Origin of the sequence: Anaerostipes faecalis (genome assembly GCF_018982945.1) — a bacterium.
GTDB classification, from domain to species: domain Bacteria; phylum Bacillota; class Clostridia; order Lachnospirales; family Lachnospiraceae; genus Anaerostipes; species Anaerostipes faecalis.
This window is the reverse complement of the sequence record NZ_JABRXE010000001.1, coordinates 523,720-547,590: the sequence shown is the minus strand read 5'-3', so window position 1 is coordinate 547,590 and position 23,871 is coordinate 523,720. Positions and strand designations below refer to the sequence as shown.

Here is a 23,871-nt window from a genome sequence, read left to right as displayed (position 1 = left end):
TTTCCTCCCAGACATAAAAAATTTTTTGTTCATAAAAGTATTATTACGATTAAGAGACTAAAGGATATTCCAAAAGAACGATACATTTTACAATTTCTTATTACCTGCTCCTTTATCTGCAAAATAATATCTTCCACCTGCTCTATTGCAAAACTGATGGTCTTTAACTGCATTTCTTTATCCAGGTATCCTATTGTTTCTCCCATTGTCAGTATTGGTTCCATAAAACTTTTTTCTAAGATTATCGGAGACAGATTCTCTTCCATAGAATTTTTCCATATTGATGCAAAAGAATCTTCTGAATGTGTATCCATCCTGTCTGCGGCATTTTGTAGAAAGGGAGCAAACTCCTGTACTGTTTTTTTTGAAATCGCTCGAATAGCTTCTGGAAGAGGTGTAAATCCATATCTGATTTCTCCCTGCAGAAGATATAACATTCTTTTTAATGCAATTCCCTGCTCCAGTTTTTTTTGTTCCTTTGCTGCTTTAATAAATCCAAAAGATATTCCCGAAGCAATAATCATACAGGCACCTATTATCTTAATCATTTAATTCAACCCCGTTTTCATCTAATATTTTTTTTACAGTTCCCGGTTTCCCAAGATTGTCCAGCAAAACGTATCTTTGAAACATTTTTTTATCGGAAATCTCTTTCATGTAAGGATTTCTCAACAATGATTCCCGACTTTTTCCATGAGCAGTTGCAAGCATAGTGCACCCGCGAAATGCACAGAAAATCAATGCTTCCACATCTTCTTTACTCCCAACTTCATCTACTGCAATAACTTCTGGAGCCATAGACCGAATCAGCATATTCATACCTTCATCTTTTCTGCATCCGTCCATAATATCCGTACGTATTCCAAGATCATTTTGAGGAATTCCCTGATAGGAGGCACCAATCTCACTTCTTTCATCTGCCACTCCTACAGTTTGTCCATGCAGGGATATAAGGCGGATTAAATCTCTTAATAATGTTGTTTTCCCGCACCCGGGGGGCGATAAAATCAGAGTTGGAAGTATTTTCCCGTTCTTACTGCATCCTTTGTAAATCGGTAATGCGCAATTTTTTACCTGATGAGCCACACGGATATTAAGACTTGAAATATACTTCAGATTTTTTACTCTTCCACGGTCAATGACTGCACTTCCTGACAGTCCCACTCTATGTCCACCACGAACAGTTATAAACCCCTGTTTAATTTGCTCTTCATATGCATACAATGAATAGCTGCTTATGTATTCTAATGTTTGTCTTAAATCTTCTATTAAAAAAATATATCTTTTATTCTTTTCATTTGTAAAACCATTTTTCTCAGATAGAAATATTTCGTATCCGTCATACTTAACGATTACCGGCTGATTGATTCTTAATCTTACTTCCTGTAATTTTGAAAAATCTATATTGGAATTTATGAAGCTTTCCCTGATTTTCAACGGAAGTATCTGAAATATCTCAGAACCTTCTTTCATATACACCTCCAAATAATCTGTATAATCAAATATATGGAAAAGCATTAAAAATATGCATAATAAAAAGAACAAACATCTTATATGCCTGTTCTCTTATAACGAATCTTATTTATTTTTTTTGTAATATGGAGCAATCTGATCAAATGACTGTCTCAATTGATACTGATAATTATTTTGTTTTACGATATTAGTTTTCTGGGATACAAATCTGTCCAGTTTCTCCATATATTCTTCTTCTGTGACAGTTCCTTCTGCAACATACGTTAACCCTTTTTCCCAGCTGGCTGTTAATTCCGGATTCAGCAATGACCCAATGGAAGCACTGACAACATTTACGATCATTTCTCCTGTCAATGTAGGAGTCACGATCTGAGTCTTTTTGTTCAATGCAATATATTTATTAGTGATCAGTTTTTTCACAATTTCTGCTCTTGTTGCACTTGTTCCTATTCCGCTTCCTTTTATCTGTTCCCTGAGATCTTCATCTTCGATCAGCTGTCCTGCATTTTCCATTGCAAGAATCAGAGATCCGGAATTATATCGTTTAGGTGGAGTTGTTGTTCCATTTTTAATTTTATAACTTTTTACAGGAAGTTTCCCTCCTTTTTTTAAGGATGTAATTGCATCCATCTGCTCCTGGGTCAAACCATCCTCTTTTTTAGAATTTCCCGTTCCTGCAACTTTTAAATAACCAGGATCTTTCAATATTTTAAAATTAGCGAAAAATGTTTCTCCTTTTGTTTCTGTTTCCAATTTAATCTTTGTATATACTGCAGGCGGCATAAAAATACTTAAAAATCTCCTGACGATTACATCATATACTTTCTGTCCAAGCTGTGAAATACTTCCCAGCCCGGATATAGCCTGACCAGTAGGAATAATTGCATAATGATCTGTTATTTTTTTATCATCTACATATTTTGTTCTACTGATACCCTGATATTTTTTTTGTTCCAGAATCTCAGATGCATATGTACTTAACGGTACATAACCGGTCAGTCCTTTTATATTCTTATATATTTCTTTGCTAACAGCAGTGGATAATACTCTTGCATCGGTTCTCGGGTAGGTAACAAGTTTTCTTTCATACAGCTCTTGTACGATCTTTAATGTTTCATCGGGACTCAATTTGAACATTTTGGAACACTGATTCTGAAGTTCAGCCAGATTATATAATAATGGGGGATTTTTCTTTTCTGTACGCCTGGCGGATGATTTCACAATGATTTCTCCATTAGATCCATCCTCCAAAAACTCAATAAAATCCCGGGCTTCTTTCTTGTCTAAAAATCCATTATCCTTATACAGCTTGGAAGATTCATAGTATCTTGAACCTTTCACTGCCTTCCATTCAGCTTCCACTTCAAAGCCCTGACAGTTCAAATGTGCAATCACCCGATAAAAAGATGTTGGAACAAAATTTCTTATTTCTCGTTCTCTTTTTACGATCATCCCAAGAACACAAGTCATAACACGTCCCACTGCAACTACCAGGCTCTTCTTCTGATTAAGATAATTTCCCAAAGTCCATCCGTATTTTAATGTCAGAACCCTGGAAAAATTTATTCCCATAAGATAATCTTCTTTGGCTCTTAAATAAGCCGCAGATGCAAGATTATCATATTCACTGAGATCTTTTGCTTCTCTGACTCCTCGGATTACCTCTTCTTTTGTCTGAGAATCAATCCACACTCTTTTCCTTATTTTATTTTCGACCTTTGCTTCCTGCTCCACCAGCCTGTAAATATATTCTCCTTCACGTCCAGAGTCAGTACAAACATATATAGTGTCAATATCTTTTCGATTTAAAAGCATACTTACAATATCAAACTGCTTCTTTACAGAAGGAATAATTTCATATTTAAATTCTTTGGGTATGAAAGGAATCGTCTCTAAATCCCATTTTTTCAATGCAGGATCATATTTATCCGGATAAGACATTGTAACCAGATGACCGACACACCATGTAATCACTGCCTTCTCCCCTTCCATGTAACCATCTTTATTTTGTGCATTTATATTTAGTGCAGCAGCAAATTCTCTGGCTACACTGGGTTTTTCTGTTATAAATAGTGATTTCAAAACAATACCTGCCTTCGAAAAATTTCTGCAAATCCTGTTCATGCAGACTCTGTTTATGATATACTAAATAACAACATAAATCAAGAAAGGATGATTATATGAGTTTACAAAAAGCAAATGAGCGTAAAGCCGCAACCATTATCAAAAACCTGAAAAAACGGAATATTCAAGGTGTCTATTGTGCTACAAAAAAAGATGCCCTGAAGCAGGCATTATCTTACATAGAAAAAGGGTCTGTTGTATCATGGGGAGGATCTGAGAGTATAATAGAGCTAGGCTTAATGGATGCTGTTACTTCTGGAGATTATAAGATCATTGATCGTTCCGTTGCAAAAAATTATGATGAACAACGTGAAATTTTTAGCAAATCAGTGTTATCTGATTATTATCTGATGAGTAGCAATGCTATTACTTTAGACGGAGAACTGATTAACATTGACGGAACCGGAAACAGGGTTGCCTCTCTAATCTATGGTCCGAAACACATTATCATGGTTATCGGAATGAATAAAGTGGTAAACAATGTAGAAGATGGAGTTGCCCGTGTCAGAAACTTTGCTTCACCTCCAAATACCATTCGTCTGGGACTGGAGACTCCTTGTTCTCTCAATGGACGATGCGGTGACTGCTATGGAGATAGCTGTATTTGCAGCCAGATTGTAGTCACAAGACGTCAAAGTGCAGCTATGAAAGATCGAATTAAGATCATCTTAGTTGGTGAAGAATTAGGTTACTAATTCAATTTTATTATGAGGTGTTTTCATGAAGCAAATTAAACAACATCCGGTTAAATTTGATTTCAACGATAGATCTGTTCCTTCTGAAACATTTTCTTTTGAAGGAAACATATATGATATCCAAACGCTTCCCGGAAAAATTATATTTCCCCATTGGCAGGAGGATTTTGAATTTATTTTTGTGTGTTCCGGTAAATTAGAGTTCCATATTAATCAGAAAGGTTATATCATCTCCAAAGGAGAAGGATTGTTTATCAATGCCGGACAAATTCACTATGCCATGTCCTATCAGAAATATAATTGTTGTTTTCTTTCCATATGTGTTGGAAAGCACATGCTTTATCAAAATGAAAGTGATAGCATTTATCAGAAATACATTTTACCGATTTCTGAAAATCCTTCATTTTCCCATATTCCTCTAATTCCAAGAATTCCATGGCAGAAATATATTCTGGAATTACTAAAAAAAATAACAGCTATATGCGAGACAAAAAATTTTGGCTATGAATTAAAAATCCAGCACTTTGTCCCAGAAATATTTTATTATATTCTTCAAAATATTTCCTCTCTGTCACCTATGGCTAAAAAAGACCAAAAAGATATTCAACGCATAAAAATAATGATACAGTACCTGGATGAAACTTATTCCCAAAAACATACTTTAGCAGATATAGCTGCTTCCTGTTCTTTGAGTAACAGTGAATGTAGCCGCATATTCCAGCGAATCCTTCCCTACAGTCCTGTTGACTATTTGATTCGTCTTCGAATATGGAAAAGTTTCCCCCTAATTTTAGCTCACGAAAAATCAATGACAGTGATTGCAAAAGAAGTTGGATTTTCTGGAAGCAGCTATTTTTCTGAGACATTTAAAAAAGTTCTTGGATACACTCCCAGAGAATTTTATAAAGTATGGAATTCAAAACAATTTCCTATGTAAAAACAAAGTACCAGAAGGACTCTATAATCCTCTGGTACTTATTTTTTTAATAATGAATAAAGACCGGATCACCAATCTTTGTCAAACGATAGATTGCTTCAGCATTTTCCAATGTGAGATTTACACATCCATGGGATCCTGCAGTTTTATAATATGTAGTAGACCATCTGCCCCAGTCGCCTCGACTGCTGTAATGGTATCCTGTTCCAGTCCACATGATTCTGGTCCAGTATTTTGTTTCTACACTGTAATCTGCTCCTGTTAAAGTTTTGGTCAGCTTCTTTTCTTTAATATCATAAACTCCTGTCCTTGTTATTCTGTCAGGAGTTGCCTTACCGGTAATACAAATACAGCTAAATACCATTTTTCCATTTCTATATACATAAACCTGCTGAGCTGAAAGATCCACTTCACTATAGTTCTTGGTATCCCAGTCATTCTGCTTATTCTGATAATCCATCCGATAACCTTTGTGACTATATACAGGCTTTAATGAAGTTATCAGTGCTTTTTCATTATCCGCAGATGGCTTCTTCTTATAGGCTTCTATAGCTTTCGTGTCAGGAGCTTTTTTCAGGATCTTTAACACCTGTTTAATAACCTTATCGTAATCTATTCTCCATCCGTAATCACCGCCACTGATCTTAATTTTTTTACCGGAATGGGTTTTAAATGTTCTTGTAATTCCCTGTGTCTTATATTTAAGGCAAAATGATTCAATCCATTTTTCAACTGCTTTTTTGCTGATTTTCACTGTGTGCTTTTGAGTATCAATCTTAATACAGTTTTTTAATGTATCTGGTCCTAATGTTTCTGTAACATTATTACCCATATCCCACTGAATCCAGTGAAGAAGAATCTGATTATACGTTTCCTGCATATCCTTTAGTTCTTTATCATCTTCATATAATCCAGGTTTTTTATAAACATTAGGATATTTTTTCTCATCTGTTAGATTTATATTCTCTGACAGAGATTCAACTGCCTGTTTTCCGGCAGAAAGAAATTGTGCTTCATCCAGCTGATTTCCTTCATTTTCTTTCTGAATGACTCCATACTTTTTCTTCTCTGAGTAAACAATAGTCGCATCCTGTGGTTTTATAATCTTATACTGATCACTTCCCTTAAAAATCTGGGAAGATTTTAATATATTGTTTAATTTTTTTTCTGAATATGAAACTGCATTCACAGATGTTTCATCACCACTATCAAAAAATGAAACAATCACACTTTTTTCGTGCTGACCGTCAAACATTTTTTTTAAAACTTCTTCTGATGTAAATGCAAGTTCAATATCTTTTCCTGAAACTGTCAGACTTCCTTTATTTCTTGCTTTTATTTTTAATTTATAATCTGCAACAGATTCTTTAATTTCTCTTACAGACTCCTCGTATGTCATTCCTGATACATCTACCTGATTAAATGTACTTCCCGGAAACCAACGATCCAGATAATATATATGTACTCCTGCTGCAATAGCAATAAATAGAGCCACTATTCCACAGGCAATCATCAGCTTTTGTTTTTTCTTCATTTTATGAACTCCTCCACAATGTAAAAACTTAGTAAAAATCCGATAGGTATTATTCTAACTCATATTGATGACTAATGCAATGGATATTTTTTCTATATTTTGTCTAAAAATATAGAAAAAAACGGAAAGTTCTTTTAAGGAATTCCCGTTTTTTGCTCTATAGGTCATTACAGCGTTTTATCCGCTTCTTTCCTATTCATATAATGGATATTTATCTGTCAGATCTTTTACCATTGCTGCTGCTTCATCCAGCTTCTTATCTAATAATGTCAGACGAATGGCTTTGGCAATCACTGCCATATCTTCTTCCTTCAATCCTCTTGTTGTAACTGCTGGTGTTCCAAGACGTAATCCAGATGTTACAAATGGAGATTTTGGATCATTTGGTACTGTATTCTTATTACATGTAATATGAACAGAATCCAGAACTTTTTCTGCTTCTTTTCCAGTCAGATCATATTTTTTCAGGTCAACAAGCATCAAATGGTTGTCTGTTCCTCCAGAAACGATATCAAATCCTTCTGCGATTAATGCTTTAGCCAAGGCATCTGCATTTTTTACAACCTGTCCAATATATGTTTTATATTCATCTGATAATGCTTCTTTAAAAGATACTGCCTTTGCTGCAATAACATGCATCAGCGGTCCACCTTGAATTCCAGGGAATATTGCTTTGTTAAAGTTATATTTTTCATTAACTTCATTACTACACATAATCATACCACCACGTGGTCCTCTTAATGTTTTATGAGTTGTGGTTGTTGTTACATGTGCATATGGAATCGGGCTCTGATGATATCCTGCAGCTACAAGCCCTGCAATATGAGCCATATCTACCATTAAAACAGCTCCAACTTTGTCTGCAATCTCACGGAAACGCTTAAAATCAATAGCTCTTGCATAAGCACTTGCTCCGGCAATAATCATCTTAGGTTTACATTCCAGTGCGATTCTTTCAACTTCATCGTAATCAATGAATCCTTCATCATTAACACCATATGGTACACAATGATAGTTTTTACCAGACATGTTGACAGGACTTCCATGTGTTAAATGTCCGCCATGATCCAGACTCATACCCATATAAGTATCACCAAGATTCATAACTGCAAAAAATACTGCCATATTTGCCTGTGCTCCAGAATGAGGCTGAACATTTACATATTCACATCCAAATAATTTTTTTGCACGTTCTCTTGCAAGGTTTTCTACAACATCTACGTATTCGCATCCACCATAATAACGTTTTCCAGGATACCCTTCAGCATACTTGTTTGTTAAATGGCTTCCCATTGCTGCCATAACTGCTTTGGACACCAGATTTTCAGAGGCAATCAGTTCCAGATTACTTCTCTGTCTCGTGAGTTCATCTTCCATTGCTGCTGCTACTTCGCTGTCATAATTTTTTACTTCACTAAAATCAAACATCTGTGTTCTCCTTTCGTACTTTCCTATTATTCCTGGAATTGTTCTTTTAATGCTTCAACTGCACGTTCTACACGACTTTCTTTAATCAATACTGTAATTTTAATTTCAGATGTATAAATCATCTTAATATTGATTCCTTTATTATACAATGCTTCAAACATTTTTGAAGCTGCTCCAGAATTGGACATCATACCTGCACCAACAATAGATACGATTCCAACTGCTGTATCACATACGATTTCATCATAATCATCTTCTGAAAAAGCTTTTTTCAGAGTATCAACAGCTGCCTGTGCGTCATCTTTACCTACAACAAAAGAGATATCTTTTTTATCTCCTCGTCCAATAGACTGAAGAATCAGCTCCACATTAATGTGTTCCTCAGCAATTGATCCAAATACTTTCGCTGCAATCCCTGGCTGATTCTTAATTCCTTTAATTGCAATCAGTGCAACATCAGAATTAGACTGAACACCACTAAATAACATTTTCTCCATCTTATTTCTCCTCTTCTTCGCTAGAGAGCTGAATTCCAAGCTCTTCCAACTGTACTTCATCCACAGCTCCCGGTGCTTCTGTCATAAGACATGACGCATCTTTAACTTTCGGGAATGCAATGACATCACGGATACTGTCTTCTCCGGTCAGCCACATAACCAGTCGATCCAAACCATATGCAAGTCCTGCATGAGGTGGTACACCATATTTAAATGCATCCAACAGGAAACCAAATCGACTGTATGCATCTTCCTTGGTAAATCCAAGAGCCTCAAACATTTTTTCCTGTATATCATCCTGATGGATTCTGATAGAACCTCCTCCAAGCTCTGTACCATTTAAAACAATATCATACGCCTTTGCACGGACTTTGCCCGGATCAGAATCAATAAATTCAAGATCTTCTTCAAATGGCATAGTAAACGGATGATGCATTGCTGTATACCGGTTCTGTTCTTCACTCCACTCCAACAGAGGGAATTCTGTTACCCACAGGAAATTATATAGTGTTTCATCTATCATATCATATTTTTTACCAATTTCAAGACGAAGATTTCCTAAAACATCAAAGACTACCTTATCTTTATCTGCTGCAAACAACAGTAAATCTCCTGCCTGTCCATCCATTGCCTGAATCAGTGCATCCATTTCTTCTTCTTTCATAAATTTAGCAAAAGAAGATTTTACAGTTCCATCTGTCTTAAGCTGAATATATGCCAGTCCTTTTGCACCAAAATCTTTTGCAAAGTCAACAAAGGCATCAATTTTCTTTCTTCCAAGATCTCCTAAACCTTTTGCATTTAATCCACGTACGGAACCTCCATTTTCCAGAGCTCCTTTAAATACCATAAAGTCACATCCAGACACTGTATCTGAAACATTAACAAGTTCCATTCCGAAACGTGTATCCGGTTTATCAGATCCAAATCGATCCATAGCCTCCTTATATGTAAGACGCTTCATTGGAAGTTCAATATCAATATCGAGAACTTCCTTGAATACCTTCTGCATCAGACGTTCATTAACATCTATTACATCATCTACATCGACAAATGAAAGTTCCATGTCAATCTGCGTAAATTCCGGCTGACGATCTGCACGTAAATCTTCATCACGGAAACACTTTGCAATCTGGTAATATCTGTCAAATCCTGAACACATCAAAAGCTGCTTAAACAGCTGAGGGGATTGAGGCAGTCCATAAAAATTTCCTGGGTGAACACGACTCGGCACAAGATAATCTCTTGCTCCTTCTGGAGTACTTTTCCCGAGAATCGGTGTTTCAATTTCTAAAAATCCTTCATCTGCAAGAAAATTACGTACAATTCGTGTAACATTATTACGAATCATAAGATTTTTCTGAAGATTTGGTCTGCGAAGATCCAAATAACGATATTTTAATCTCAATTCATCTTTCACAGTTTTATCTGCATCAATTGGAAACGGAGGAGTTTCGGATTCAGAGAGAATTCTCAAGGTATGTACCTTAACTTCAATATCCCCTGTTTTCAAATTTTCATTGATTGCCGCACTTCTCTTTTGAACAGTACCTACTGCCGCAACTACAAACTCACTTCTTAATGAATTAGCTTTTTCATAATCTTCTGCAGAAAGGGTTTCCTGATCAAAAACCAGCTGCAATATGCCGGAACGATCTCTTAAATCTATAAAAATAAGACTTCCTAAATTTCTTCTTTTCTGTACCCATCCCATAACAGTGACTTCTGTTCCAACAAGCTGATTGCTTACTTCTGTACATCGATGGGATCTGGATAAACCTGACATTGATTCTGCCATGATATTTCCTCCTTCATAATTCACTGTCAGTCATTATAGCACAGATAAGTATTTTACTGCAAGTAAAGGCAGAACCTTTTGTAGTTCTGCCTTTAGATTTAAACTTTATGAATCCTGTCTAACTAAAATCTGTTCGATTTCTGCTACGTACATGACATGATAATCCTTACCTGGATACCATTCATCATCCAGATTAGCTCCTGCTTCAACAAATCCTGCCGGATCCATCTGATGTGCATATAATTTCTTACAGATTAAAACAATCTTAGCTTCTTCAAAATATGGAATGCCATTTGCATCTGTTGGTGTCAGACGGGTCTTAGAAATCTTATCTTCATCCTTTCCTGAAACACTTCCAAGATATGATAAATCTTTCTTAAATGTATCATCATAAAATGATAATGTAAAAGAGTCGGACTGATCAATGAATTCTTTTGTATAACGCTGTGGTCTAATCACAGTCACCGCAACGTTCTTTCCCCACATTACACCAAATCCTCCCCAGGATGCGGTCATGGTATTAACTTTTCCTTCCTGATTCTTCGCAGTAACAAGCATCCATTCCTTTCCAATTAATCGAAATGCACTCTGATCAAAATCCTCTGGTGCTACTATTGCATATTCGCTCACGCTTTGCTACCTCCTTTCACTTAACTATATTATTATAAATGATTTTTTGTTAAATGTCACGAAAGACAGTTATTGTTTTACTTTTAATCCAGACAGCTTTGAATATCATCCAGAGAAACCTGAACATTTTCCCCTGTTTCCATATTTTTAACCTGTCCCTGGTTCTTTTCAAGTTCATCCTCTCCAATAATAATCGTATTTTTGGCATGAATTTTATTTGCATATTTCATCTGCGCTTTTACGCTTCTAGAAAGATAATCTGTTTCAACTACATATCCTTTGTTACGAAGTCCGGTAACGATTTTATATGCTTTTGCCTTAGCCTGGTCACCAAGGATTCCAACATACAGATCAATATCTCTATGACATGGAAGATCAACACCTTCTTCTTCCAGGAAATAAATGATTCTCTCCACGCCCATTCCAAAACCAACAGACGGCATAGAAACTTTTCCATCAATTTCATGAACAAGATTATCATAACGGCCACCGCCACATAATGTGAAGCCATCTTCATTGACAAACTCAAACACTGTCTTTGTATAATAATCTAACCCGCGGACAATTCCTGTATCAACCTCATAAGGAATCTCAAGACTTTCTAAAAGAGATTTCAATTCTTCAAAATGATTTCTGCACTCTTCATCCAGATAATCAATAGTTCTTGGTGCATCTTTTACGATTTCCTTACATTCCGGTACTTTACAGTCTATAACACGCAATGGATTTTTTTCCATTCTTTCACGACATGTTGGACATAACTGTTCTTCATGCTCCTTCAGGTATGCCAGCAGAGCTTTATTGTAATCTGCACGACATTTTTCACATCCAATACTGTTAATATGAAGTTTCGCATCTTTTAAACCGATTTTTTTGATAAAAGAAGAGACTAATGTAATTAGTTCAACCTCGGCCAATGGACTTTGAGATCCTACAAACTCTATTCCAAACTGATGATGCTGTCTTAAACGACCACTCTGAGGTTTTTCATAACGAAATGCAGGTGTAACATAAAACATTTTAATTGGCTGCGGTTCATTTTGCATTCCATGCTCAAGATATGCACGAATTGCCCCTGCTGTTCCCTCTGGCTTTAATGTGATACTGCGTTTTCCTTTATCCTCAAATGTATACATTTCTTTTTGAACAACATCAGTAGTTTCGCCCACACTTCTCTGAAATAGTACTGTATGTTCGAATACCGGTGTAATTATTTCATGAATATTATAAGAAGCACACAATTCTTTAAACATGTTTTCCAAATATGTGCGCTGATCCATTTCCTTTCCAAACCAGTCTTTTGTTCCTCTTGGTGCCTGTGTAATCATGATTCATTTTCCTCCTCTATTTCTTCCAGATTTCCTTTTTCAATTACTTTCTCCATTTTTTCAGAAAAAGCAACTCTCTGAAATGCCAGAAATACTTTCATATCAAAATTTTTTACATCATCAATAATAATATCCAGTGCTGTTTCCACATCAAAACCTTTTCTGTAATCTCTGTTGGAAATCAGTGCTCCAAAAATATCACAGACGTGCATAATCCTACCTACCAGCGGTATATTCTTTCCTCTGATATTATGAGGATAACCAGTTCCATCATAATGCTCATGGTGATAAAGAACAGCATCCAGTACTGTCTGATTATATCCATACTCAATCAGCATTGCATATCCGATGGACGGATGCATTCTCATATATCTTGTTTCATCTACAGCCAGAATGTCTTCTTCCTTTTCATTCATATAAAAATTAAGACGGACCTTTCCAATATCATGTACCATTCCCGCTACAGCAAGATCATAACAGGTTTTTTCATCAAGTCCCATCTCACATCCCACAAGATATGCCAGATTACTAACAACAATTCCATGACTGATGTAATCACTTAATTCTGCCTGAATAGGTGTCTCAATATCTGTTTTTCCATATTTGACTGCCATAATACTTACAACTCCTGTCTGAGGTTCATCTTTTCTTCTTTTCTATGAATCATCTCATCAATTCGTGCAGTATAGCGAATTACATCTTTCAGATTTTCAATTCTTGAAATTGAATTCAGTTTCTGATTGATAATCTTAGATGAAGTACCTGCACCAATTGCTATAATATCATGTAATTCCTCCATAATCAAAATATTGTATAAACATTCTTTTGATTTTTTTGAAAAGCCTACATTTTCTAAATTACCTGGAATATTTTTCTGCCGATACATATAATAAGGACTCATATTCATTTCTCCGGCACAATGATTTGCAAATGAAACCATTTCTTCTGTAGCTCCAAAATGATATTCGTCTCTCATATGATTCAGTTTTGAAGTACGTTTTACCGCTAGTGAATGTACTGTAAGACTCTCCGGATCCAACTTTTTAATTTCCTGACAGGTGGTTTCCAGCTCTTCAATTCCTTCCTCTGGCAGCCCGCAAATAATATCCATATTAATATTATGAAAACCGACTTCTCTTGCCAGATAAAATTTCTCTTTTACATCCTTTACAGAATGATTTCTCCCAATCAGCTTTAATGTTTTATCATTCATGGTCTGCGGATTGATACTAATTCTTGTTACTCCATACCTTTTCAGTACCTGAAGCTTTTCTTTGGTAATACTATCCGGACGACCTGCTTCCACCGTCAGTTCCAGCAACTCTGAAAACGGAAAATACTTATTTAACCTGTCCAATAAATAGTCAAGCTCTGATGCAGAAAGTGAAGTAGGTGTACCTCCTCCAATATACATTGTCTGCAGCTTCTTCCACTTATATCGTTCTTTGACAAAAGCTGCCTCTTTCAACAAGGCTTCCAGATATCCATTTACTCTGCTCTGAAAGGTTTTTACAGGATATGAAGTAAAAGAACAATACAAACAGGTACTTGGACAAAAAGGAATTCCCACATATAAACTATATCCATCCTTGTATGGAAAAGTTTCCAGCAATTTCCGTTCCTTTGCAGCTACTTCTGTGCATAAAGAAGCTTTTTCTTGTGATGCCAGATATTCTGTCTGGAAATTTTCTATGATCTGTTTCCGGGACTTTCCCTGTTCAAAGCCGTCAAAAACAATCTTAGTTGGACGAATACCTGTTAGTGTTCCCCATGGCAGCTCTCTTTTTAATTCTTCTGACAATAAAAGATATACTCCTCTTTTAATTCTGTTCTTAAAGGACTTCTTATCTTTATAATCACCTGGAATCAGTTCCCGGGAAACTTTAATTCCTTTTTTATATAATGTCAAATGCGTTACATCTGTCTGATAGGAAACTCTCAGAATAAAATCATAGATAGAATCAACGGAATCCGTTAATTCTATCTTCTCACCTAACATAAAAGCCAATATTAAACTTCTCAAATCATATTCATATATTGTTTCGTTTTGAATTAATCCAATCATATTCTTATATCAAAAAAGGATTACTCCTGTTTTCCTCTCCAATAGTTGTTGGTGGCGTATGTCCTGAAAAAACCTGTGTCTCAAATGGAAGCTTAAATAATTTTGTCCGGATTCCATGAATCAAAGCCTGAAAATCTCCTGTAGGAAAATCAGTTCTTCCAATACTTTGCTGGAATAATGTATCACCGGAAATCAGCCACTCATCATCTTCAAAATAATAACACACTCCACCTTTAGTATGTCCCGGTACATGAATACATGTAACTTTTGTACCAAGAATTTCTATTTTGTCTCCATCTTTTACAAAATGATTTGCCTTAAATGAAAGATTCATCCCCATCATAGATGAAAGATTCAGATCAGGATTTTCTAATATTTCCTCTTCATCCTCATGAATATAAATTGGCAAATCATCTTTTTGCTGCATTAAATATGGCAAAGCCATGATATGATCAAAATGAGCATGTGTCAGACATACTCCTGCCAGAGAAACTCCTTCCTTTTTCAGAAGATCCATAATTCTGTCTCCCTGATCTCCCGGATCAAAAACAAATGCTTCTTTTGTCTCTGTATTTTCAATTATATAACAGTTTGTCTGCATCTGTCCCAGACAAACACTAATCAATTTTAAATGTTCGCTCATTTTCTTCACCTATCCTGCCGTTCGTTCTATGTCTATTACACCTTCAATATTTCTGATTTTTGCAATAATCCGATTCAGCTGACTTACTCCTGTTATATCAAATGACATACTTAAAGTTGCCCTTCCTTTTTTATTGTTTGATACATTGATCGTAATAATATCAATATCAAGCTCAAGGAAAATACGAGACACATCTGCAAGAAGTCCTTTTCGATTATTAGCATAAATATTAATTTCTGTTGTATATGTCTGTGTTGAATCACCTTCACTGACCTGCCATTCCGCTTCAATAAGCCTGGCTCTGTCTGTCTCAGACATACTCAGGAGATTTACACAGTCAGTACGATGAATGGATATTCCTCTTCCTCTGGTAATAAATCCAACAATCTCATCTCCCGGAACAGGGTTACAGCATTTGGAGAAACGCACTGCTACATCATGGGTGCCTTTTACAACAATTCCTCCTTTAGATTTACCCTCTTTTTCCTTTTCAACTGAAGAAGAATCCAATGTTTTTTCAAACACCTGCTCATCTGTAATAGTACGTTTCTGCATCTTATGGTCTTCATCCAGCATCTTATTGATGACCTGGCCTTCCTTCAGACCTCCATGGCCCACTGCGGCGCAAACAGAATCCCAGTCTTTGAAGCCATATTTCAGCTGAACTTTCTTTATATACTCAGGCTTCATAAGCTTCGGCAGATTAATACTTTTACTTTTACAATATTTTTCCAGAAGTTCTTTGCCTCGTATAATATTTTCTTCTTTAAACTGGTGTTTAAACCATTGATTGATTTTACTTCGTGCCTGAGCAGATTTTACGATGTTAAGCCAGTCTCTGCTTGGTCCCTTTGAATTCTGTGATGTAATAATCTCTACCCGATCTCCGTTTTGGAGTTTATATTCAAACGGAACCTGCTTTCCATTTACTCTGGCTCCAACCATCTTATTTCCGACTGCACTATGAATAGAATATGCAAAATCAATTGGTGTGGAACCATTTGCCAGATTCTTCACATCTCCATTCGGTGTAAAGCAATACACCTGTTCTGCAAATAAATCCAGATTTGTCTTTAACAGGCTGAGAAATTCCTTATTGTCATCCATATCTCTCTGCCATTCCAAAACTTCTCGAAGCCAGCTTAATTTTTCTTCTTCTTTATTTAAACCTGGAGTATTTTTATTTTCTTTATATTTCCAGTGGGCAGCAATACCATATTCAGCCACTCTATGCATCTCAAAAGTTCGAATCTGAATTTCAAAAGGATGTCCTTCCGGTCCAATCAATGTAGTATGCAAAGATTGATACATATTCTGCTTCGGCATAGCTATATAATCCTTAAATCTTCCAGGAATCGGCTTATACATTTCATGAATAACACCTAGCGCCGCATAACAGTCTTTTACCGTATCCACTTTGATTCTTACCGCAAATAAATCATAAATCTGATCAATAGTCTTTTTCTGATTAACCATTTTTTTATATATACTAAAAAAATGTTTTACGCGGCCATCAATCTCGGCTTTAATTCCTGCTCTCTCAATATGCCCGCCCACTTCTTCAACGATTTCTTTAATAAATGCTTCTCTCTCTTCTTTTCTCGAATTAAGTGAACGTTCCAGCTCTTCATATACATCTGGTTTTAAATATCTTAATGACAAATCATCCAGTTCCACTTTAATTTTGGAAATTCCAAGCCGATGGGCAATTGGTGCATAAATGTCCATGGTCTCTCTGGATTTTTCTTTTTGTTTTTCCGGCCGCATAAACTGCATGGTACGCATATTATGAAGACGGTCAGCCAATTTTATCAGAATGACCCTGATATCTTTTGCCATAGCCAGAAACATCTTTCTTAGATTTTCTGCCTGCACTTCTATTTTATCCTTAGAATAGCTCAACTGTCCCAATTTAGTTACACCATCAACCAGTAATGCAACTTCTTCGCCAAACTGACTAACGATATCTTCATAAGTGGTTTCCGTATCTTCTACAACATCATGGAGCAGCCCTGCCATAACTGTTTCCTTATCAAGTTCAAGTTCGGCAAGAATAATGGCAACACAAATAGGATGAATGATATATGGTTCGCCAGACTTTCGCTTCTGCCCATCATGTGCCTTGTATGCCACATCATAAGCTTCCCTTACCTTTTCCACATCTTCTTCTTCATAAATATCCTTCATAGTCGAGATCAGCTGTTCTTTTAGCTCCTCCGGCGGAGTAAAACTCTTTGGACTGCTGATGTCTTTTTTCACCCTGTTTATGCTTGTTTTGTTCTCCTGTTCCATGTAAAACCCTCTTTGCCTTTTAGTTCTTTTTCAATTTTGACTCACAATAAATACAACGATAAATCTGTTTTTCTTTATCGACTAATTTGAACACATGATCGATTTCCTGCTCAATTGATGTGATACATCTTGGATTTTTGCATTTAGCAATATTTTTTATCGTCTGTGGAAGTTCAACTTTATGTTTTGATTTTACTCCACCATTTTCAATAACACAAACTGTTACTTCCGGATCAATATATCCAAGTACATCGAAATTAACTTCAAAATTATCGGAAATTTTAATAATATCTTTCTTTCCCATCTTACTGCTCTTAACATTTTTGATAATTGCAATACTGCAATCAAGTTTGTCCAACCCGAGACTCTTATAAATCTCCATTCCACGACCAGCAGTAATATGATCTAATACAATTCCATTTTTTATACTATCAATGTTCATCTACACTTACCCCCAACAAATCCATAATCAAAGCCATTCTTACATGTTTTCCATTTAATGCCTGTCTGAAGTAACATGCTCTAGGATCGCTGTCAACTTTTACAGATATTTCATTTACACGAGGCAACGGATGAAGAATTGATAAATCTTTTTTTGCATTCTTCAATTTATCCAAATCCAGAATATAACTATCTTTTAGACGAACATAATCTGCTTCATTAAAGAAACGTTCTCTCTGAACTCTAGTCATATAGATAATGTCAAGTTCTGGCATTACATCTTCCATACGCTCAACTTCCCTGAAGGAAATCCCCTTTTTCTCAAAAACATCCTTTTTAAGATATTCCGGTATCTGAAGTTCTTCCGGTGAAATCATAACATAATTAATATTATCATATCTTGATAGTGCCTTAATCAAGGAATGAACTGTACGCCCAAACTTCAAGTCCCCGCAGAACCCGATGGTAAAATTATTCAGACGTCCTTTTTCTCTATGGATTGTAAGCAGGTCGGTTAATGTCTGTGTCGGATGATTATGACCCCCGTCCCCCGCATTAATTATAGGTATATCGACAAACTGTGATGCAACATATGGTGCCCCTTCTTTTGGATGTCTCATAGCAATGATATCCGCATAACAAGCTACTGTTCTGGCAGTATCCGCAATACTTTCCCCTTTTGCTGCTGAAGATGAATCCGCAGAAGAAAAACCAAGTACGCTACCGCCTAATTCCAACATTGCTGCTTCAAAGCTCAATCTTGTTCTTGTACTTGGTTCAAAGAATAATGTAGCAAGTTTCTTATGCTTACACACCTCCTGATATTTTTCAGGATTACCAGAGATATCATCCGCCAGATTTAACAGGCGATCGATATCTTCCATACTTAAATCCATTGGATCAATCAAATGTCTCATAGCAATTTCCTCCTAAAAGCTTATAATTTAATTCTACATTTTTAGACTCTTAGTGTCAATTAATTTACTTATTATTTTGTATTATATGTTAATAAGACTTTACTTAAATCTCAAAAAACCTTTTTCAAGCATATATGCAGGTCGATATGACATCTTTGCTTTACGAAGACCTTCTTCACCAAGATCTTCCTCTCTGTTAACATATTTATAACCTTCCATTTCGTGTATAACGAACTGCTGATTGATCATAGGATATGCTCCCTGAACATTTGCAAAAGCTTTTTCTATATGAACCACAAAGGTGTCCGGATTCAATGCCGGTTCTCCAAGAGAAAATCCCACAATTTTACCATCTGCACGAAGAATTCCTCCTGTCAGTCCAAACTCTTTATAGTAGATCAGACTATTTTTAGACACACATACTTCTTCATGTTTTTCAACATCTTCCGGTGAACAATTCTGCATTTTCCATTCCATTAACATCGTGATTGCTTCCAGCTGATTCTCATCATTCAGTTTTTCATAAGACCACTGATGATTTTCCTTAAACCGGTTAATGTGATTTCTTTTTCCATGCAGTTTTTTCCCTTTCAATGTTGCAAGACTTTCTCTTTCATATATATAATCTGCTTCATCCCGGTCATATTCCACTTTAAAAATATCCCCAAACATAGCTATCATTTCCTCTTCTGCTTCATGGGTAATTCCATGCATAATAAAAGGAATTTCTTTTTCTTTACAATATTTCATGATAGTTTCAACTGCTTTTTTCTTATCTCCATTTCCCATCGGATAGGAAAAGGATGTCCCTTCTTCATCCGTTTTTACTACAACACAGTTTTCAATAATCGTATACTGACATTTATAAAAACTATTCCATAAAATAATGTTTGCAGAATTGAAATCACAGCTTCTTGTCGAATCCTTTAACAAATAATAATCCAGTTCTTTTTTATCTTCCAGCGTTGGTGTCTTAAATTCCATGATGGTCTCCTTATTTATGATATGGTTGATTGTTTATAATGCGGTAAGCCCTGTAAATCTGTTCCAGCAATACAACGACAGTTAATGACGTATTCATAGAAAAAGATGAGATGTTCAATTGCTCTAATGGCTCAGATATATTTCCAATATAAAAATTAAGTTCTGATTCTCCCTGTACGGATAAATCTTTGATTGTCTCTGCAAATTCAGGACTTGTTTTACTTTTTTTCCCTGGTACAACAAGGAATTTCTTTCCGCCTTTTTCTACGTTCTTCTTCATTTGCTTGTCATTCTTTATATAATTTACAGAAACATTTCCATATGCCTGCAGCCTTTTTAAATATTCATCCATGGCCTGCTGATACACAGGTTCTGCTTTTTTCTGAAGTATATAAATATTAAATTTCATCATAATTACTGGCTTTCCTTCAAAAAATCCTTTAGCTTATTGTCTTTTTTTACTGCCCTCTCATATTCCTTATTCATTTTATCCGTCAACTGTCTGACGTTCTGATGATTAAGACTTTTATTTTTGGCATTTATCATCTCGTCTGTATAATGATCCTCATTATTATAAATCATAAAAGAATCACCTTTTTTCACAAGATAATATGGTGTCATACCAGGTGCAGGAGTGTCAATATCCTTTATCTTTATCTGATATGTAACATATACAATAAAAGAAGATTCATCTGCTCCCTGTTCCACATAATATGAAAGATTTTGATACTCTTCTACATATTTGCTCAGACTTTCCTGTTTCTGAAGCAGCTGACTGGTATCTTCCACCATACTTTTTAATGCTTGGACATTATCGCTTTGGATATAATGATAGTATTCTTTCATAAATGCTTTTACATCTGCAAAATCATCTTCTTTTTTCTCTTCTGTATCTTGTTCCAATGTAATATTCTCTTTTGTATTTCCTTCCTGGAATATTTTTTCATTTGTAATCTCTTCTGTATGAATCTGGTCCATTTTCATAAGCAAGCAAAAACATGCCACAAAAAACAAAACCCAGCTTAACACGATGATAACAACAGTTGATCTTTTCAATTTCAAAATAATTCCTCCAGTCTGTGGAAATATCACCTGAGATTTCTCTATATTATATCATTTTTCAAAATAAAGGCAAACATAAATAGTTAAATTGACATTAAGCAGAGAAAAATATAACATAGAGATTATAATAGATATTATACCATTTTTAAATCAACCCAGGAGATTACTATGAAACTTCAGATTATTTGTGTAGGTAAATTAAAAGAAACCTATTTAAAAAACCTTATTACATCATACTCTAAAATCATCCAAAAAAAATATGATTTTGAGATTATAGAACTGCCAGACGAAAAAACCCCGGATCATGCCAGTGAAAAGGAAGAATTAAAAATAAAAGAAACCGAAGGAAAACGCATTCTTTCGAGAATTCCTTCGGACAGTTATGTAATTCCATTATGTATTGAAGGAAAATCCCTTTCCACAGAAGAATTCCATCAGAAATGGCAGCAGTTAAAACATGACTCCATATCCTGCGTTACCTTTATCATTGGAGGTTCTCTTGGATTATCAAAAGAAGTCATTTCCCGTGGTAAACTGAAACTGAGTTTTAGTCATATGACCTTTCCCCACCAGCTGATGCGTTTAATTTTAATTGAACAGTTAAGCCTGCTCTAATGCAGCCTCAAACATCCGGTAAATTTCCGGGTGTTCTTTTTTTACATTGACTGGTTTTAAATCTTTAGACACCATTCCATGAGTTGTTTTTCCTGTTGCAATCAGGTCATTTCCTCGTGTTACTTCATAAGAAAATTCCAGTCTTACCGGTGTTAATCTAGTAAGCTTTGCATGTATCTGAAGACAGTCTTCATATAATGCAGCTATTTTATACTGACATTCAAGACTGGTCAGCGGCGTAATAATTCCCTGTTTTTCAACATCCGTATATGTAATTCCTGCAGCTTTGATAAAATCTGTACGCGCTACTTCAAACCAGATGGGATAATTACTGTGATGTGCGATTCCCATCTGATCCGTTTCCGCATATCTTACCTGAATCTCTGAAATATGCTCCATAATTATTCCTCCTCTTTAAAATAAATCATTAAAAAATTGCATGTATTCTATTTTAATGTGTTTAGCAGACTAATGTCCAGTCTTTCCAGCATATTTTGTACAGAACTGCCATTTTACTGTCTCAGCTCAAATCTAACTTAATAAATCTCATCACCTCTGCACATACTACTCTTGAAAGGAGTGTATGCATATGGAAAAGAAGAAAAACCTTCCACCAGTGGACCCATCTTCCAATGACGGATATGATGATGACAGCATCCCGGAAATTGATCTCCCAAAGAAAACCAACGCAACAAATGTGATTCCGGATGAAGTCCCTCGCCATGATGGTCCTGGTGGTGAATAATTCCATCTTCAACCGGTTTTGATTATATTTCAGAACCGGTTGTATCATTTATATTTTTCCTTAAGATTTCTTAACAATCATCTTTTATCTCACATTTCTATTTTCTATGTCATATCATAAAAAAAAGGAGATTTGCAATGTACACTAAACCATATGACTGCAGAAAACAGAAACATGTCCATGAAATAACCGGCAGCACCAAGATTTTTAATGAATGTGATGACTGTCACAATCATAGATTCTGCACAGTATCTGGAGAAGCCATATACACAAACGACAAACGTGATCATTTTCACGAAGTTAAATTTCATACTGACTTTTCTGATGAACATTTTCATGAGTTTTATGGAAAAACTTCTGGTGCCATTAATGTTGGTAATGGCAAACACATACACTTCCTTAAGGATTTTACGGAAGAAGAAGATGGTCACAAGCATGAATTTCAGGTTGCAACACTGATTGAAAGTCCTATTGATTTCAAAAAACATTAAAGTGTCAAGGTACTTTTAATCCGTACAGCCTGCTGGTAAACATATATAATCGTCACCGGCAGGCTGTAATGTATGTAGCACTGCCTAGTCTGAAATAAATAAAATGTCAGTCTAATTCATCATACAGCACAGTGAGGTGATTTTATGGAATCTTGCAATTTAGTTGTGGCTATTTCTGCACTTGCCTGCTCCATTGCCGATGGAAAAACCTCTGAAGAAATTGACCTAATGGCAGCATTTTTTGCACAGCTAGATGATACCCTTGCAACTCTATCGGCACAAAGAGCATTTTGCGAATCTAAGGAGACGGATGAATCATAATCTGTCTCCTCTTTCATTACTATTAATCTTTTTAATCTAAAGATGAGGATTTTTTTGTACCGCACACAACGCCCAGCAGATAATGGCCGTTGCTCCAAAAAATGTTCCTGCTAAAAATGCAATTACGATTACCATATATTTCTCCTTAATTTAACAAGTTGTATTTATAACACATTCTTCCCCATTTTGTTGTTTTAAATACTCAGTTACTTCACAATCTGGATATTACACCAGTCTGAATTTTCATGGCAGATTTCCTGGTTACTTTACCCTAAATGAATAAAATAACATTTATTACATATTCTGAAATGAGGTGATTACTATGAATCAATTAAAAAAGTATACAATTATCGGCATAATTTTTGTTTTAATTACCGGAACCCTTTCTCACTTTATTTATGACTGGAGCGGAAAAAACTTTATAGTAGGTTTCTTCTGTCCTGTAAATGAATCAACATGGGAACACATGAAATTAGTATTTTTTCCAATGTTAGTCTATTCCCTTTTTATGTACAGAAAACTAAGTAAATATTATCCCTGTATTTTTGCCTCTTTATCCCTGGGAATTTTAATTGGAACATTCCTGATTCCAGTTATATTTTATACGTATACCGGAATTCTGGGATACAACCTTTTTATTCTGGACATCACAACGTTTGCATTAAGTTCGATATTTGCTTTTTATTCTATTTATAAAATCACAAAGTCTTATAAAAGAAAGTATTGTATTTCACTATTATGCATCGTTGTATTTGCTGTCATGCTATGCTTTATGGCATTTACCTATCATCCACCTCAAATCGGTTTGTTTGCTGTTCCTGTCACATAGAGGCAAAATAAAAAACCCACGT

The 23,871-nt window shown here is 35.5% G+C and carries 26 protein-coding genes; 7 read left to right on the top strand and 19 right to left on the bottom strand.

Annotated elements, in window-relative coordinates; all coding sequences use genetic code 11:
- Positions 1 to 29: 29 nt before the first annotated feature.
- From KTB61_RS02665 to KTB61_RS02655, 3 genes are all read right to left on the bottom strand, one after another.
- Positions 30 to 548, bottom strand: a complete 519-nt coding sequence (locus KTB61_RS02665; protein WP_075758800.1) for a stage III sporulation protein AB — start codon at positions 546 to 548, stop codon at positions 30 to 32.
- Positions 541 to 1,473, bottom strand: coding sequence for a stage III sporulation protein AA (spoIIIAA, locus tag KTB61_RS02660; protein WP_216696731.1), 933 nt, complete (start codon positions 1,471 to 1,473; stop codon positions 541 to 543). Before spoIIIAA ends, KTB61_RS02665 begins: the two co-directional genes overlap by 8 nt.
- Before the next feature lie 105 nt (positions 1,474 to 1,578).
- Complete coding sequence (locus KTB61_RS02655; RefSeq protein ID WP_216696730.1) at positions 1,579 to 3,597, bottom strand: DNA topoisomerase; 2,019 nt, start codon at positions 3,595 to 3,597, stop codon at positions 1,579 to 1,581.
- 56 nt (positions 3,598 to 3,653) lie between these two features.
- On the opposite strand from KTB61_RS02655, the gene KTB61_RS02650 reads away from it, so the two are divergent.
- Positions 3,654 to 4,292, top strand: a complete 639-nt coding sequence (locus KTB61_RS02650) for a lactate utilization protein (protein WP_075758805.1) — start codon at positions 3,654 to 3,656, stop codon at positions 4,290 to 4,292.
- 25 nt (positions 4,293 to 4,317) lie between these two features.
- Entirely contained in the window at positions 4,318 to 5,229 is a 912-nt protein-coding gene (locus KTB61_RS02645) for an AraC family transcriptional regulator (RefSeq protein ID WP_216696729.1), read from the top strand.
- Between the two features lie 46 nt (positions 5,230 to 5,275).
- On the opposite strand, the gene KTB61_RS02640 is transcribed toward KTB61_RS02645, so the two are convergent.
- The 15 genes from KTB61_RS02640 to KTB61_RS02570 form a co-directional block, all read right to left on the bottom strand.
- A complete protein-coding gene (locus tag KTB61_RS02640) occupies positions 5,276 to 6,763 on the bottom strand; it encodes a L,D-transpeptidase family protein (RefSeq protein WP_075758808.1) in 1,488 nt (495 codons plus the stop codon).
- A 192-nt stretch (positions 6,764 to 6,955) separates the two neighbouring features.
- A complete protein-coding gene (gene glyA, locus KTB61_RS02635; protein ID WP_075758810.1) occupies positions 6,956 to 8,191 on the bottom strand; it encodes a serine hydroxymethyltransferase in 1,236 nt (411 codons plus the stop codon).
- 26 nt (positions 8,192 to 8,217) lie between these two features.
- Positions 8,218 to 8,688, bottom strand: a complete 471-nt coding sequence (locus KTB61_RS02630; RefSeq protein WP_075758812.1) for an ACT domain-containing protein — start codon at positions 8,686 to 8,688, stop codon at positions 8,218 to 8,220.
- A 1-nt stretch (position 8,689) separates the two neighbouring features.
- Positions 8,690 to 10,486: an aspartate--tRNA ligase gene (gene aspS, locus KTB61_RS02625; RefSeq protein ID WP_075758813.1), complete on the bottom strand. Its 1,797-nt coding sequence runs from the start codon at positions 10,484 to 10,486 to the stop codon at positions 8,690 to 8,692.
- 105 nt (positions 10,487 to 10,591) lie between these two features.
- Positions 10,592 to 11,116, bottom strand: a complete 525-nt coding sequence (locus tag KTB61_RS02620) for a flavin reductase family protein (RefSeq protein ID WP_075758815.1) — start codon at positions 11,114 to 11,116, stop codon at positions 10,592 to 10,594.
- A gap of 83 nt (positions 11,117 to 11,199) precedes the next feature.
- Complete coding sequence (gene hisS / locus KTB61_RS02615; RefSeq protein ID WP_075758817.1) at positions 11,200 to 12,444, bottom strand: histidine--tRNA ligase; 1,245 nt, start codon at positions 12,442 to 12,444, stop codon at positions 11,200 to 11,202.
- Positions 12,441 to 13,058, bottom strand: a complete 618-nt coding sequence (locus KTB61_RS02610) for an HD-GYP domain-containing protein (protein ID WP_075758818.1) — start codon at positions 13,056 to 13,058, stop codon at positions 12,441 to 12,443. Before KTB61_RS02610 ends, hisS begins: the two co-directional genes overlap by 4 nt.
- 5 nt (positions 13,059 to 13,063) lie before the next feature.
- Positions 13,064 to 14,509 carry a coproporphyrinogen dehydrogenase HemZ gene (gene hemZ / locus KTB61_RS02605; protein ID WP_075758820.1) on the bottom strand — a complete coding sequence of 482 codons (1,446 nt, stop codon included), beginning with the start codon at positions 14,507 to 14,509 and terminating at the stop codon, positions 13,064 to 13,066.
- Between the two features lie 4 nt (positions 14,510 to 14,513).
- Complete coding sequence (locus KTB61_RS02600) at positions 14,514 to 15,152, bottom strand: MBL fold metallo-hydrolase (protein WP_216696728.1); 639 nt, start codon at positions 15,150 to 15,152, stop codon at positions 14,514 to 14,516.
- Positions 15,153 to 15,161: 9 nt separating this feature from the next.
- Complete coding sequence (locus tag KTB61_RS02595; protein WP_075758822.1) at positions 15,162 to 17,444, bottom strand: RelA/SpoT family protein; 2,283 nt, start codon at positions 17,442 to 17,444, stop codon at positions 15,162 to 15,164.
- A gap of 19 nt (positions 17,445 to 17,463) precedes the next feature.
- On the bottom strand, positions 17,464 to 17,886 hold the full coding sequence (locus KTB61_RS02590) for an aspartate carbamoyltransferase regulatory subunit (RefSeq protein ID WP_075758824.1): 423 nt from the start codon (positions 17,884 to 17,886) through the stop codon (positions 17,464 to 17,466).
- The gene (gene pyrB, locus KTB61_RS02585) at positions 17,876 to 18,802 is read right to left on the bottom strand and encodes an aspartate carbamoyltransferase (protein WP_075758826.1); all 927 of its coding nucleotides are present in this window, start codon (positions 18,800 to 18,802) and stop codon (positions 17,876 to 17,878) included. Before pyrB ends, KTB61_RS02590 begins: the two co-directional genes overlap by 11 nt.
- Before the next feature lie 99 nt (positions 18,803 to 18,901).
- Positions 18,902 to 19,786, bottom strand: coding sequence for a DUF2156 domain-containing protein (locus KTB61_RS02580; protein ID WP_075758827.1), 885 nt, complete (start codon positions 19,784 to 19,786; stop codon positions 18,902 to 18,904).
- A 10-nt stretch (positions 19,787 to 19,796) separates the two neighbouring features.
- Complete coding sequence (locus KTB61_RS02575; RefSeq protein WP_075758829.1) at positions 19,797 to 20,198, bottom strand: 23S rRNA (pseudouridine(1915)-N(3))-methyltransferase RlmH; 402 nt, start codon at positions 20,196 to 20,198, stop codon at positions 19,797 to 19,799.
- A gap of 2 nt (positions 20,199 to 20,200) precedes the next feature.
- Positions 20,201 to 20,848 carry a hypothetical protein gene (locus KTB61_RS02570; RefSeq protein ID WP_143249359.1) on the bottom strand — a complete coding sequence of 216 codons (648 nt, stop codon included), beginning with the start codon at positions 20,846 to 20,848 and terminating at the stop codon, positions 20,201 to 20,203.
- A gap of 168 nt (positions 20,849 to 21,016) precedes the next feature.
- On the opposite strand from KTB61_RS02570, the gene rlmH reads away from it, so the two are divergent.
- Positions 21,017 to 21,463, top strand: coding sequence for a 23S rRNA (pseudouridine(1915)-N(3))-methyltransferase RlmH (rlmH, locus tag KTB61_RS02565; protein WP_075758830.1), 447 nt, complete (start codon positions 21,017 to 21,019; stop codon positions 21,461 to 21,463).
- On the opposite strand, the gene KTB61_RS02560 is transcribed toward rlmH, so the two are convergent.
- Positions 21,449 to 21,862, bottom strand: coding sequence for an acyl-CoA thioesterase (locus KTB61_RS02560; RefSeq protein ID WP_075758832.1), 414 nt, complete (start codon positions 21,860 to 21,862; stop codon positions 21,449 to 21,451). The two genes, rlmH and KTB61_RS02560, sit on opposite strands and share 15 nt — an antisense overlap.
- Positions 21,863 to 22,052: 190 nt before the next feature.
- Here KTB61_RS02560 and KTB61_RS02555 point away from each other — a divergent pair, with 190 nt between their 5' ends.
- The 4 genes from KTB61_RS02555 (at position 22,053) to KTB61_RS02540 (ending at position 23,849) form a co-directional block, all read left to right on the top strand.
- Positions 22,053 to 22,208 carry a hypothetical protein gene (locus tag KTB61_RS02555; RefSeq protein WP_216696727.1) on the top strand — a complete coding sequence of 52 codons (156 nt, stop codon included), beginning with the start codon at positions 22,053 to 22,055 and terminating at the stop codon, positions 22,206 to 22,208.
- Positions 22,209 to 22,345: 137 nt separating this feature from the next.
- Positions 22,346 to 22,699 (top strand): YmaF family protein, encoded by a 354-nt coding sequence (locus KTB61_RS02550; RefSeq protein WP_216696726.1) that lies wholly within the window; start codon positions 22,346 to 22,348, stop codon positions 22,697 to 22,699.
- Between the two features lie 144 nt (positions 22,700 to 22,843).
- Entirely contained in the window at positions 22,844 to 23,020 is a 177-nt protein-coding gene (locus KTB61_RS02545) for a DUF6774 domain-containing protein (protein ID WP_216696725.1), read from the top strand.
- Between the two features lie 322 nt (positions 23,021 to 23,342).
- On the top strand, positions 23,343 to 23,849 hold the full coding sequence (locus tag KTB61_RS02540) for a DUF6512 family protein (RefSeq protein WP_216696724.1): 507 nt from the start codon (positions 23,343 to 23,345) through the stop codon (positions 23,847 to 23,849).
- The last annotated feature ends 22 nt before the right edge of the window (positions 23,850 to 23,871 follow it).

Coding starts and splice junctions, on each gene's coding strand:
- KTB61_RS02590 (WP_075758824.1), bottom strand. CDS start 17,886: ATGAACATTGATAGTATAAAAAATGGAATTGTATTAGATCATATTACT.
- KTB61_RS02575 (WP_075758829.1), bottom strand. CDS start 20,198: ATGATGAAATTTAATATTTATATACTTCAGAAAAAAGCAGAACCTGTG.
- KTB61_RS02650 (WP_075758805.1), top strand. CDS start 3,654: ATGAGTTTACAAAAAGCAAATGAGCGTAAAGCCGCAACCATTATCAAA.
- KTB61_RS02655 (WP_216696730.1), bottom strand. CDS start 3,597: ATGAACAGGATTTGCAGAAATTTTTCGAAGGCAGGTATTGTTTTGAAA.
- KTB61_RS02545 (WP_216696725.1), top strand. CDS start 22,844: ATGGAATCTTGCAATTTAGTTGTGGCTATTTCTGCACTTGCCTGCTCC.
- KTB61_RS02645 (WP_216696729.1), top strand. CDS start 4,318: ATGAAGCAAATTAAACAACATCCGGTTAAATTTGATTTCAACGATAGA.
- KTB61_RS02600 (WP_216696728.1), bottom strand. CDS start 15,152: ATGAGCGAACATTTAAAATTGATTAGTGTTTGTCTGGGACAGATGCAG.
- KTB61_RS02540 (WP_216696724.1), top strand. CDS start 23,343: ATGAATCAATTAAAAAAGTATACAATTATCGGCATAATTTTTGTTTTA.
- spoIIIAA (WP_216696731.1), bottom strand. CDS start 1,473: ATGAAAGAAGGTTCTGAGATATTTCAGATACTTCCGTTGAAAATCAGG.
- KTB61_RS02555 (WP_216696727.1), top strand. CDS start 22,053: ATGGAAAAGAAGAAAAACCTTCCACCAGTGGACCCATCTTCCAATGAC.
- rlmH (WP_075758830.1), top strand. CDS start 21,017: ATGAAACTTCAGATTATTTGTGTAGGTAAATTAAAAGAAACCTATTTA.
- KTB61_RS02610 (WP_075758818.1), bottom strand. CDS start 13,058: ATGGCAGTCAAATATGGAAAAACAGATATTGAGACACCTATTCAGGCA.
- KTB61_RS02640 (WP_075758808.1), bottom strand. CDS start 6,763: ATGAAGAAAAAACAAAAGCTGATGATTGCCTGTGGAATAGTGGCTCTA.
- glyA (WP_075758810.1), bottom strand. CDS start 8,191: ATGTTTGATTTTAGTGAAGTAAAAAATTATGACAGCGAAGTAGCAGCA.
- KTB61_RS02630 (WP_075758812.1), bottom strand. CDS start 8,688: ATGGAGAAAATGTTATTTAGTGGTGTTCAGTCTAATTCTGATGTTGCA.
- KTB61_RS02580 (WP_075758827.1), bottom strand. CDS start 19,786: ATGGAATTTAAGACACCAACGCTGGAAGATAAAAAAGAACTGGATTAT.
- hisS (WP_075758817.1), bottom strand. CDS start 12,444: ATGATTACACAGGCACCAAGAGGAACAAAAGACTGGTTTGGAAAGGAA.
- KTB61_RS02665 (WP_075758800.1), bottom strand. CDS start 548: ATGATTAAGATAATAGGTGCCTGTATGATTATTGCTTCGGGAATATCT.
- KTB61_RS02550 (WP_216696726.1), top strand. CDS start 22,346: ATGTACACTAAACCATATGACTGCAGAAAACAGAAACATGTCCATGAA.
- KTB61_RS02595 (WP_075758822.1), bottom strand. CDS start 17,444: ATGGAACAGGAGAACAAAACAAGCATAAACAGGGTGAAAAAAGACATC.
- aspS (WP_075758813.1), bottom strand. CDS start 10,486: ATGGCAGAATCAATGTCAGGTTTATCCAGATCCCATCGATGTACAGAA.
- pyrB (WP_075758826.1), bottom strand. CDS start 18,802: ATGAGACATTTGATTGATCCAATGGATTTAAGTATGGAAGATATCGAT.
- hemZ (WP_075758820.1), bottom strand. CDS start 14,509: ATGATTGGATTAATTCAAAACGAAACAATATATGAATATGATTTGAGA.
- KTB61_RS02560 (WP_075758832.1), bottom strand. CDS start 21,862: ATGGAGCATATTTCAGAGATTCAGGTAAGATATGCGGAAACGGATCAG.